Annotated in this window: 11 protein-coding genes; 6 read left to right on the forward strand and 5 right to left on the reverse strand. The window is 70.8% G+C overall.

Features of this window, described 5'->3' with window-relative positions; translation table 11 throughout:
- Positions 1 to 260: 260 nt before the first annotated feature.
- From lysS to NON22_RS14665, 6 genes are all read left to right on the forward strand, one after another.
- Positions 261 to 1,847, forward strand: coding sequence for a lysine--tRNA ligase (gene lysS, locus NON22_RS14640; protein WP_257387688.1), 1,587 nt, complete (start codon positions 261 to 263; stop codon positions 1,845 to 1,847).
- 262 nt (positions 1,848 to 2,109) lie between these two features.
- Complete coding sequence (locus NON22_RS14645; RefSeq protein ID WP_257387689.1) at positions 2,110 to 2,409, forward strand: YciI family protein; 300 nt, start codon at positions 2,110 to 2,112, stop codon at positions 2,407 to 2,409.
- Positions 2,406 to 2,672 (forward strand): BolA family protein, encoded by a 267-nt coding sequence (locus NON22_RS14650; protein ID WP_257387690.1) that lies wholly within the window; start codon positions 2,406 to 2,408, stop codon positions 2,670 to 2,672. The genes NON22_RS14645 and NON22_RS14650 overlap by 4 nt, the downstream gene beginning before the upstream one ends.
- Positions 2,673 to 2,683: 11 nt before the next feature.
- Positions 2,684 to 3,517 (forward strand): peptidylprolyl isomerase, encoded by an 834-nt coding sequence (locus tag NON22_RS14655; protein ID WP_257387691.1) that lies wholly within the window; start codon positions 2,684 to 2,686, stop codon positions 3,515 to 3,517.
- Between the two features lie 91 nt (positions 3,518 to 3,608).
- Complete coding sequence (locus NON22_RS14660; protein WP_257387692.1) at positions 3,609 to 4,241, forward strand: hypothetical protein; 633 nt, start codon at positions 3,609 to 3,611, stop codon at positions 4,239 to 4,241.
- A 120-nt stretch (positions 4,242 to 4,361) separates the two neighbouring features.
- Positions 4,362 to 4,766 carry a hypothetical protein gene (locus NON22_RS14665; protein WP_257387693.1) on the forward strand — a complete coding sequence of 135 codons (405 nt, stop codon included), beginning with the start codon at positions 4,362 to 4,364 and terminating at the stop codon, positions 4,764 to 4,766.
- On the opposite strand, the gene NON22_RS14670 is transcribed toward NON22_RS14665, so the two are convergent.
- The 5 genes from NON22_RS14670 to NON22_RS14690 all read right to left on the reverse strand — a co-directional run.
- Positions 4,733 to 5,416, reverse strand: coding sequence for a DUF2461 domain-containing protein (locus NON22_RS14670; protein WP_257387694.1), 684 nt, complete (start codon positions 5,414 to 5,416; stop codon positions 4,733 to 4,735). The two genes, NON22_RS14665 and NON22_RS14670, sit on opposite strands and share 34 nt — an antisense overlap.
- Before the next feature lie 34 nt (positions 5,417 to 5,450).
- The gene (gene sbcB / locus NON22_RS14675; RefSeq protein ID WP_257387695.1) at positions 5,451 to 6,887 is read right to left on the reverse strand and encodes an exodeoxyribonuclease I; all 1,437 of its coding nucleotides are present in this window, start codon (positions 6,885 to 6,887) and stop codon (positions 5,451 to 5,453) included.
- 103 nt (positions 6,888 to 6,990) lie between these two features.
- Positions 6,991 to 8,061, reverse strand: coding sequence for a lipid A deacylase LpxR family protein (locus tag NON22_RS14680; protein ID WP_257387696.1), 1,071 nt, complete (start codon positions 8,059 to 8,061; stop codon positions 6,991 to 6,993).
- Positions 8,058 to 9,308: an acetate/propionate family kinase gene (locus NON22_RS14685; protein ID WP_257387697.1), complete on the reverse strand. Its 1,251-nt coding sequence runs from the start codon at positions 9,306 to 9,308 to the stop codon at positions 8,058 to 8,060. The genes NON22_RS14680 and NON22_RS14685 overlap by 4 nt, the downstream gene beginning before the upstream one ends.
- Positions 9,305 to 10,079: bifunctional enoyl-CoA hydratase/phosphate acetyltransferase (locus NON22_RS14690; RefSeq protein ID WP_257387698.1), on the reverse strand; the 775-nt coding region annotated here is incomplete at its 5' end. The genes NON22_RS14690 and NON22_RS14685, both read right to left, overlap by 4 nt.

Genomic DNA, 10,079 nt, shown 5'->3' on the forward strand with positions numbered 1-10,079 from the left:
CGGTCCGGGCCGCGGCCGATGCGCGCCGTCCCCGCCGCTTTCGCGCCTCGTCCGGCCGCAGCGGATCCGGCGTGCTCTGCGGCCGTCGCCGGAACGGCGGCAGGCGAACGGCGCCGGCGCGGACGGCGGGGCGCTTATGTCATTGGTAAAGGGCGCGACGGCCAAGTAAGTTGTGCGGCGCCGGAACGCAAGATCGAAACTACCGTGTTCTACGCCGTGCGAACGTGCGGACGTAGCCACAACACCGAACGGGTAATGCCATGAGTCAGATCAACAAGCCGCCGGCGCAGACGGTCGGCAACGCCGGCGTCGGCGAAACGTCGCAGTTCGGCGAGTCGACCGAGATTCTGCCTGCCGACGAGAACCGGCTCATCGCCGAGCGCCGCGAGAAGCTGCGCGCGCTGCGCGCGGCCGGCATCGCGTTTCCGAACGACTTCGTACCCGACGCGTTCGCCGGCGATCTGCAGGCCGAATTCGCCGACCGGGACCGCTGGAGCGCCGAGGCCATCGAGGCGCTCGGCCGCCGCGTGCGCGTGGCCGGCCGCCTGCTGGCCAAGCGCCAGATGGGCAAGGCCAGCTTCGCCCAGGTGCAGGACATGAGCGCGCGGCTGCAGCTGTTCCTGCAGCAGGCCGCGCTGGGCGACGACGCCTACGCGGCGTTCAAGGGCTGGGACGTCGGCGACATCATCGGCGCCGAAGGCCTGCTGACGCGCACCCGGACCGGCGAGCTGTCGGTGAAAGTCGATGCGCTGCGCCTGCTGACCAAGTCGCTGCGTCCGCTGCCGGACAAATGGCACGGCCTCGCCGACGTCGAACAGCGCTACCGCCAGCGCTACGTCGACCTCGTCGTGACCGAGGAAGCGCGCCGCGTGTTCAAGCTGCGCTCGGCGATCATCGGTCACATCCGCCAGTGGCTCGAAGATCCGTCGCGCCGCTTCATGGAAGTCGAGACGCCGATGATGCACGTGATCCCGGGCGGCGCGACCGCGCGGCCGTTCGTCACGCATCACAACGCGCTCGACCTGCAGCTGTATCTGCGCGTCGCGCCGGAGCTCTACCTCAAGCGCCTCGTCGTCGGCGGCTTCGAGCGCGTCTACGAGATCAACCGCAACTTCCGCAACGAGGGCGTGTCGACGCGGCACAACCCCGAGTTCACGATGCTCGAGCTGTACCAGGCCTACGCGACCTACAAAGAGATCATGGACCTGACCGAGGCCCTGATCCGCGACACGGCGCAGGCCACGCTCGGCACGACCGCGCTGACCTGGGAAGGCCGCGCGATCGACGTCGGCCCGGCGTTCCGGCGCTGGCCGATGGAGCAGGCCGTGCGCGAATTCAACCCCGAAATCCCGGCGCAGGACCTGCGCAACCGCGACGCGCTCGCCGCGCATTGCGCGCGCAAGGGCATCCACGTCAAGCCGTCCTACGGCTGGGGCAAGCTGCTGCTCGAACTGTTCGAGGCCACGGTCGAAGGCACGCTCGTGCAGCCGACCTTCATCACCCAGTACCCGACCGAGGTCTCGCCGCTCGCGCGCGAGAACGACACCGATCCGGGCATCACCGACCGCTTCGAGCTGTTCGTCGGCGGCAAGGAAATCGCGAACGGCTTCTCCGAGCTCAACGATCCCGAAGACCAGGCCGCGCGTTTCCAGGCCCAGGTCGCGGCGAAGGAGTCGGGCGACGACGAGGCCATGCATTTCGACCACGACTACATCCGCGCGCTCGAATACGGCCTGCCGCCGACCGGCGGCCTCGGCGTCGGCATCGACCGGCTCGTGATGCTGCTGGCTGACGCGGCGTCGATCCGCGACGTGCTGCTGTTCCCGTACATGCGTCCGGAAGCCTGAGCGAAGAGTCCGAGCGGGGCGCGGCCTTTGTCGGCCGCAGCATCCGCGCGTCGCCTGATCGAGCCTAGCCCGCCGCCGCAGTAGCCTGCGGCGCGTCGCGCCGCTGACGCGGACTTAACGCGGCGGGGCCGGAGCAATCCGCTAGAATGCGGATTCCCTGCGCCTGCGTCCGCTTCGTGCGGCTGCGGCGCGATTCCGTTTCAGCCCTGTCCGCGCCGCCGCGCCACGCCGCGGCGCGCCGGATCGCGAAAGGACCAGAACGATGTGGTATGTGATCGAGGGAACGGACGTCGCGGGCTCGCTGCCGCAGCGGCTGCAGGCGCGACCGGCGCATCTGGCGCGGCTGACGGCGCTCAAGGACGCCGGACGCCTGCTGCTGGCCGGGCCGTTCCCGGCCATCGACGCGGCCGATCCCGGCGAGGCCGGTTTCAGCGGCAGCCTGATCGTCGCCGAGTTCGACGACCTGGCCGCGGCCCAGGCCTGGGCCGCGGCCGATCCTTACGTCGACGCCGGCGTCTACGCGCGCGTCGAGGTGCGTCCGTTCAAGAAGGTGCTGCCGTGAGCGAGCGGCTGGAGCGCATCCGCACGGCGCTGCAGGCGCTGCAGCCGCAGCAGCTCGAACTGATCGACGAAAGCCACAAGCATGCCGGCCACGAAGGCGCGCGCGACGGCCGCGGCCATTTCCGCGTGCGCATCGTCGCGGCTCAGTTCGCCGGCCTCGCGCCGCTCGCACGGCACCGCCGGGTCTACGCCGCGCTCGGCGACCTGATGCAGACCGACATCCATGCGCTCGCGATCGACGCGCGTGCGCCGCAAGACCCCTGAGGAGACCGTTCATGCGTAGAGTCCTGCCCCTGCTGATCCTCGCCACGCTGGCCGGCTGCTCCGGCGGCCCCGGCAAGGCGCCGGCGCTCCAGTACACCAGCGGCGAGCCGGCCCTGCGCGTCAACGACCAGCCGGTCTCCGGAGCGCTGCTGACCGAAGTCGCGCGCGGCCGCGGCCTCGATCTCGACAATCCCGAACAGCGCCTGCGCGCGATCAAGGAGCTGTCCGACTACGTGCTGCTCGCAACGGTCGCGCAGAAGCAGAACATGGCCGACGACGCGGCGTTCGGCGCGATCGTCGAGGCGCAGCGCCTGCAGGGCGTCGCGAACGCGACGCTCGACTACTACGCGCGCACGCACCCGATCAGCGAAGCCGCGCTCAAGGCCGAGTACGACGCGCAGGTCGCCAAGGCCGGCAGCGAGTCCTACGACTTCGCCCAGATGCTGTTCGACAACGAGACCGAAGCGCTCAAGGCCAGCGAGGCACTGCTGGCCGGCAAGGACTGGGCGGCCGTCTATGCGGAATGGCAGGGCAAGGCCAAGCAGGCGCGCGAGTTCAAGGACGTGCGCCTCGTGCAGCTGCCGTCGCCCGAGCTCGTCGATGCGCTGAAGAAGCTCAAGGCCGGCGAATCGACCCGGGTGCCCGTGAAATCCCAGTACGGCTGGCACCTCATGCACCTCAGCGCGACCAGGCCCGTCACGCCGCCGGCGTTCGACGCGATACGCGGCGAGCTGCAGAAGCACATGCTCTCGCGCCAGGGCGAGCAGTGGATGCAGAAGCTGCGCGGCGAAGCCGTGATCCTCGACCTCAAGGCGCCGGCCAAGGGCGACGCACCGGCGAAGTGAGGCAAGCGGCTACGGACCGTCCGGCAGCAGGGATCTGCCGGCTTCCGTCAGCGCACGCCAGGTACCCGCACCGGCACAAACGGAGGACGGCATGGCTCGTATCTTCACGGTACTGCTCCTGTTGGCGGCCGCAGGCTGCGCGTCGGCCGATTCGTGGCTCCCGCCCAGGCCGACAACTGCCGTGTCGGACAGGGGGACGTATCGCCTGACTGTCTATCCGCGCCCGATCTCCGGGGCACTGGAGTACTTCTCCGACCAGGTCGACGGCAGAGCGCCGGCAGGGCAGCGTGCCGGCGCACGGACACGATGCGAAGCGACGCTGGAGAAGCTCGGGCCGAACTCCTACGAGGTCGTGTGGCGTAAGCCGCTCGTCAACGACGTTGCTCCGTTGTCTGCGCTGGTGGCCGACGACGGCCGCTTCGTCACGTTCGACAACTGGCACCATGCGGGCATCGGCGAGGACACGATCGTCATTTACCGCGTCGACGGAACCGTGGTGAGAAAGCTCAGTCTCGAGGACGTCCTCGGCAAGGATTCGTTCGAGAAGCTTCCGAGATCCGTCAGTTCGGTCTGGTGGGGCGGCGAGCACAAGCTCAGCTACGACGACGCGACTATCGAGCTGCAGGTGGTGGCCAGCGGCAGCCTCCACGACAATCCCACGTTTCGCACCGTTCGTGTCGAGCTGTCGACCGGCAACGTCCTGCCGGAAGAGGCGGCGGAATGAGGCGCGCAGCCGATCAGGCGCGCAGCCGATGATCCGTTCAGGCCGATGCGCCTGGCGGCTCGGCCTGAAACGGACATCGGTTTCCGGCGCAGCCTCCGCCCTGTGATCGGTTCAGTACGGATGTTTCTCTCGGCCGCTGTCATCCCGAGGCTTCGTGATCGCGCGGCGCTTCCGGCGGACGCGCTGCTTTCAGGCCGGCAGTCTTCGGCGATGAACGACAAAGACGCGCTCGTCGCCGCTCGCCGTCGGGGAGACTCGCTGAAGGCGCTCGACCCCGTGCGGATCCGCCGCGACCGGGTGAAGGTTGCGGTCGTGCTCTCCGAAACGCCGGACGACGAGAGCGGAATCTACGTCGTTCGCCCGGCATCGCCGCGACGCCTGGGTTCCGTTTCGAGCGAGCGGCGTCTGCGTCGACGGCCGTTCTTCGCGGCGTGCGCACCGCGATGTTGCGGTTCGCTGCGCTCGCCGTCGGCCCGCGCCGCCGCCGGCCGTCAGAAATCCAGCTCGAGCGCCGCGCAGAGGTAGTCGACCATCGGCGCGAGACGCTTGTAGGTGTCGACGAGCCAGGGCTTGAACTCGGTCGAGGTCGCGAGCCGGTCGTCGAACGCGGCCGAGGCGACGAAGTCCTTGCGCCGGATATCGGCGATGAGCTCGTGGTCCGGATCGAAGCCGCGCGGCGGCCGCGTCAGCGCGTCGCCGCCCGGCGCCAGGTGTTCGCGGAACGCCTTGCTCTGCGTGGCCTTCTTCCATGCGGCCGGATTGTCGGCGAGAAATTCGCGGATCTTTTTCAACGCGTCGGGCTGCGGATGCCAGATGCCGCCGCCGGCGAAGCTCGCGCCCGGCTGCAGGTGCAGATAGAACACCGGCGCCTCGATGCCCTTGCTGCGTTCGTGGAACAGGCGCGCGCCGGCCCAGGTCTTGTACGGCGTCTTGTCGTTGGAGAAGCGCGTGTCGCGGTGCTGGCGGAACAGCGAGCCGCCCTGGCTGCGCGTGTCGGCGCGGTAGTGCGGGCTGATCTTCGCGAGGGGCGCCTGCAGGTCGCCGAGCAGGGCCAGGAACGGCGTGCGCAGCTGCTCCTCGTAGCGCGACTTGTTGGCGAGGAACCAGTCGCGGTTGTTGTTGCGCGCAAGGTCGCGCAGGAAGCTGAAGGTCGCGGCGGTGAAATAGGCGCTCATGCGCTCCTCGGACGGTGACGGGGGATTGGAACGGTCAGGCCAGCGCGCGGCGCCGTTGAAGACCGTAGGCCTGCAGCGCGTCGAGCAGGGCGCCCGCGCCGGCCTGGGCCGGATCGGCGCGCAGGGCGTCGATCAGCGCGAAATACTCGTCGAACGTGAGCCCGGTCAGCTCGGTCTTGTGCTCGAGGCGCTCGCGGCAGAATGCGCGCCAGCGCGCGGTCTCTTCGGCGGTCAGCAGTTCGGGCCAGTTGCGCGCGCGGTAGCGCCAGAGCAGCTCGGGCAGGCGCGCGTCGCGGAACGCGAAGCGCTGTCCGGCGAGACGTTCCGGCGGCGTCGCGCGGACTTCGCGCAGCAGGCGCCGGTCGGCGTCGCCCAGGAAACCGCCGTAGAGCGCGAGCTCGGGATCGGGCGCGGCGGCTTCCTCGGCGCGCGCGAACACGCGCTGCAGTTTCGCCGTCAGATCCTGGCCGTCGAGGCGGCGCAGGTGCGCGAGGCCGCGCTCCACGTCCAGGCCGATGCGCGCGCGGTCGACGCCGGCCAGCACCGACAGCGGCGCGAGCGCCGGCGAGCGGTTCGCGTGCACGAGCTTCAGCGGAATGCGTTCCACGTCGTCGGGCAGGTCGGCGCGCGCGCTGAACACGCGGTCGGCGATCGCGTCGGCGTCGAGTTCCAGCAGCGGCGCCGGATCCGCGTCGAGGTCGTAGACGATGACCGCGTTCGGTTGCGTCGCATGCACGGCCAGCGGCGCCACGAGCGCGAGGCAGCCGCGGCTGGCCGGAAAGCGCGAGGACACGTGCAGCACCGGCGTGCGCCGGGCCACGTCGAGCAGCTCGAACGCGCGCTGCTTGCGGCGCAGCGCGAAGTACCAGTCGAACAGGCGCGGCTGGCGCCGGCGCAGCAGCCGCGCGAGGCCGATCAGGGCGTGCACGTCCGACAGCGCGTCGTGGGCGCGCTGCTGCTGCAGCTGGTTGGCGCGCGCGAGATCCTCGAGGCGGAAGCTCGGCGTGCCGTCGTCGCGCTGCGGCCAGTGGATGCCGTCGGGCCGCAGCGCATAGGTCATGCGCACGAGATCGATGAGGTCCCAGCGCGAATTGCCGTGCTCCCATTCGCGCGCATACGGCTCGTAGAAATTGCGGTAGAGCAGCTGGCGCGTGAACTCGTCGTCGAAGCGCAGCGAGTTGTAGCCCACGGTGCAGGTCGCCGGCGCGGCCATTTCCTCGTGCACGCGCGCGGCGAAGCCGGCTTCGTTGACGCCGTCGCGCTGCAGCTGCTGCGGCGTGATGCCGGTGATCAGCGCGGCCTGCGGATGCGGCAGCACGTCGGGCGCCGGCGCGCAGAACAGCTCGATCGGCTCGCCGACGGGTTCCAGATCCTCGTTCGTGCGCTGCGCGGCGAACTGGCAGGGCCGGTCGCGGCGCGGGTCGGCGCCTGTGGTTTCGTAGTCGTGCCAGAGAAAGGTCGGCTGGATCATGCGGTCACGGCGGCGGGTTCCGCGCGATCATGCCGGAATCGCCCGGACCGCGGCCAGCGGCGGCCGCATCGGCGCCCGGTCAATTTTTCACGGCTTGGCGCCGTCACAGCCGGCGGCTGATCGTGACGCTGCCGAATACCGGCAGCTCGCGTTGGCCGTCGAACTCGCGCGTGCGGTGGTAGCGCGCGAATGCGAATTTCCAGGCGCCGTGGGTCAGCGCGAGGCCGTAGCCGAAATCGGCGACGAACGGGCGGCGCTTGACGCTGTGGCTGCGGCGGAAACTGTTGCCGTCGAGCGTGACGTCGTAGAACACCGCGCGCGCGTCGGCGGTCAGGAAGCCGTGTCCGCTCCAGCCCGGACCGCCCCAGCCGTCGCGCGACGGCGACGTGTTCTCGCCGGCCGGCCGCAGCGGCGTGCTGCCGAAATCGTCGGGTAGACCGCGGCCGAAGCGCCATTCGGCGCCGGCGTTGAGATAGGTCGAGAAATTGCCGAGCGCGCCGCCGGCATGGGTGATGAAGTCGTGGCCCCAGCCCGCGCCGGCCTCGCCGTAGCGACGCATGCGTTCGTGCACGAGCTGGAACACCGGCTCGTCGCGCAGCTGGTTGTCCCAGCCATTCAGGCGCGGCGAGCCGATGACGTGATGCCAGCCGTTCTGGACCTGTTCGCCGCGCGCGGACGGGCCGATCATGCCCAGGCGCAGCTGGCCGACGCGCAGGTGGTCGCCGTTGCGCGCGTTGTAGCCGAAGCCGATCAGCAGCGCGCCGACGTAGGGGCGCTCCGCCGGAAGCAGCGCAGTCGCCTCGTGGTCTTCCGGCGTGAACAGCGCCTGGCCGATGCCGACGACCATGTTGCGCTGCTCGCCGCCGCCCGGGCCTATCCAGTCCAGATAGCGGTTCAGCAGGCGCGCCGGCAGCGGCAGGCACGGATCGTTGCGGTAGTCGTACAGGTCCGGCGACATCGCCGTGAACAGGAAGCCGTTGCTGTAGCCCTGGTCCTGGCCGCGGCCGCCGAACAGGTCGTTGTCGATGCGCAGGCTCAGGCTGGGACCGGGCCGCCGTACACCGTCGCGGCTGCAGTCGCGTTCCGCGGCGGCGACCGGCATCAGCGCGAGCGCGAGCAGCGTGCCGGCGGCGACGGCGGTCCGGCGCGGCGCGGCGGTGGGCGGAGATTTCATGAGGTGACTCCCGATGGCGGCGTCCCGAGCACCGCGAGCGCCTGATTCGCCGCGACCCATTCCTCGTTCGTCGGCTCGACGAGCACGCGCACGCGGCTCGCCGCCGCCGAGATGACCGGCGCGTGCGCGGCGTTCGCCGCCGCGTCGAGCGTGATGCCCAGGAACGCGAGGTCGCCGCAGACGCGCGCGCGGATCGGCGCGCCGTGCTCGCCGACGCCGGCCGTGAACACCAGCATGTCGAGGCCGCCGAGCAGCGCGGTCAGCGCGCCGATCTCGCGCACGATGCGGCGCACGTACAGCGCGAGCGCCGCGCGCACGTGCTCGCCGGTCTCGCCGGCCTCGTCTTCGCGCGCGAGCAGTTCGGGCGGGTCGGCCGACACGCCGGACACGCCGAGCAGGCCGGACTCGTGATAGAGCAGGTGGCCGACCTGTGCGAGCGACAGTTTCTCGATCTCCATGAGATACAGCACCGCCCCGGGGTCCAGCGCGCCGCAGCGCGTGCCCATCATCAGGCCGTCCAGCGCCGAGAAGCCCATCGTCGTCGCCACGCTCTTCAGATCCTGCAGCGCGCAGAGGCTCGCGCCGCTGCCGAGGTGCGCGACGATGACGCGGCCGCGCGCCGCCTCGCCGTAGCGTTCGCCGAGCACGCCGGCGACGTAGTCGTACGACAGGCCGTGGAAGCCGTAGCGGCGCAGGCCCCGCTGCCAGGCCGCCTGCGGCAGCGGCAGCAGCTGCTCGACGAGCGGCAGGGTGTGGTGGAACGCCGTGTCGAAGCAGGCCACCTGCGGCAGATCCGGACGATCGTCCAGCAGCGCCGCGACGGCTTCGAGCGCGAACGGCTGGTGCAGCGGCGCGAGCGGCACGTAGCCGCGCAGGTCGGCGAGCACCTGCACGTCGAGCCGCACCGGACGGCCGTACTTGCTGCCGCCGTGCACGACGCGATGCGCGACGGCGGCGAGCCGGCGCGGCCCGAGCCGCGCGACGATGCGCTCGCGGATCAGCGCGAGCGCCGCGTGATAGGGCTGCTGCGCGTCGAGCGAGACCGGCGCCGGCGCGACGCCGGTCTCGCCGAACGTCGTCGCGTCGCGGCCTATGCCCTGGACCTTGCCGTTCCAGACCGGCTGCCGCCGCAGCGGCCGCTCGCCCGCGTCGAACAGCGCGAACTTGATGCTCGACGAACCGCAGTTGAGCACGAGCACGAGCTCGCCCTGCGTCTCGTAGCGATCGGAGTGTCCGGGCCCGTTCATGGCGGCGTCGCGCGGTAGCGATGCGCGAGCAGCACGGCGATCGCGCAGGACGCGATGCGCGTGTCTTGCGCGTCGGCGCGGCTGGTCAGCACGACCGGCACGCGCGCGCCGAGCACGATGCCGGCGCTGGCCGCGTTGCCCATGTATTCGAGCTGCTTGGCGAGCAGGTTGCCGCTTTCCAGGTCCGGCACGACGAGGATGTCGGCCTGGCCGGCGACCGGCGAGACGATGTCCTTGATCTGCGCGGCGGCCGGCGAGACCGCGTTGTCGAACGCGAGCGGACCGTCGAGCACGCCGCCGGTGATCTGGCCGCGGTCGGCCATCTTGCACAGCGCGGCCGCATCCACGGTCGCGGGCATCGCCGGGTTGACCGTCTCCACCGCGGCGAGTATCGCCACGCGCGGGCATTCCACGCCGATCGCGTGGGCGAGGTCGATCGCGTTGCGGATGATGTCGGCCTTGTGGTCGAGCGTCGGCGCGATGTTGATCGCCGCGTCGGTAATGATGAAGGGCCGCGGGTAGGAGGCGACCTGCATCAGGAAGCAGTGGCTGACGCGGCGCTTGGTGCGCAGGCCGGCCTCGGCGGCGAGCACGGCGGCCATGAGCTCGTCGGTATGCAGGCTGCCCTTCATGAGCGCCTCGACCGCGCCGGTGCGCGCGAGCTCGGCCGCGTGCGCCGCGGCCGCGTGGCTGTGCGGCACGTCCTCGATGCGCAGGCCGGACAGATCCAGTCCGGCCTGCGCGGCGACGGCATCGAGCTTCGCGCGCGGC

The sequence above is a fragment of the Tahibacter caeni genome (assembly GCF_024609805.1).
Taxonomy (GTDB): Bacteria; Pseudomonadota; Gammaproteobacteria; order Xanthomonadales; family Rhodanobacteraceae; genus Tahibacter; species Tahibacter caeni.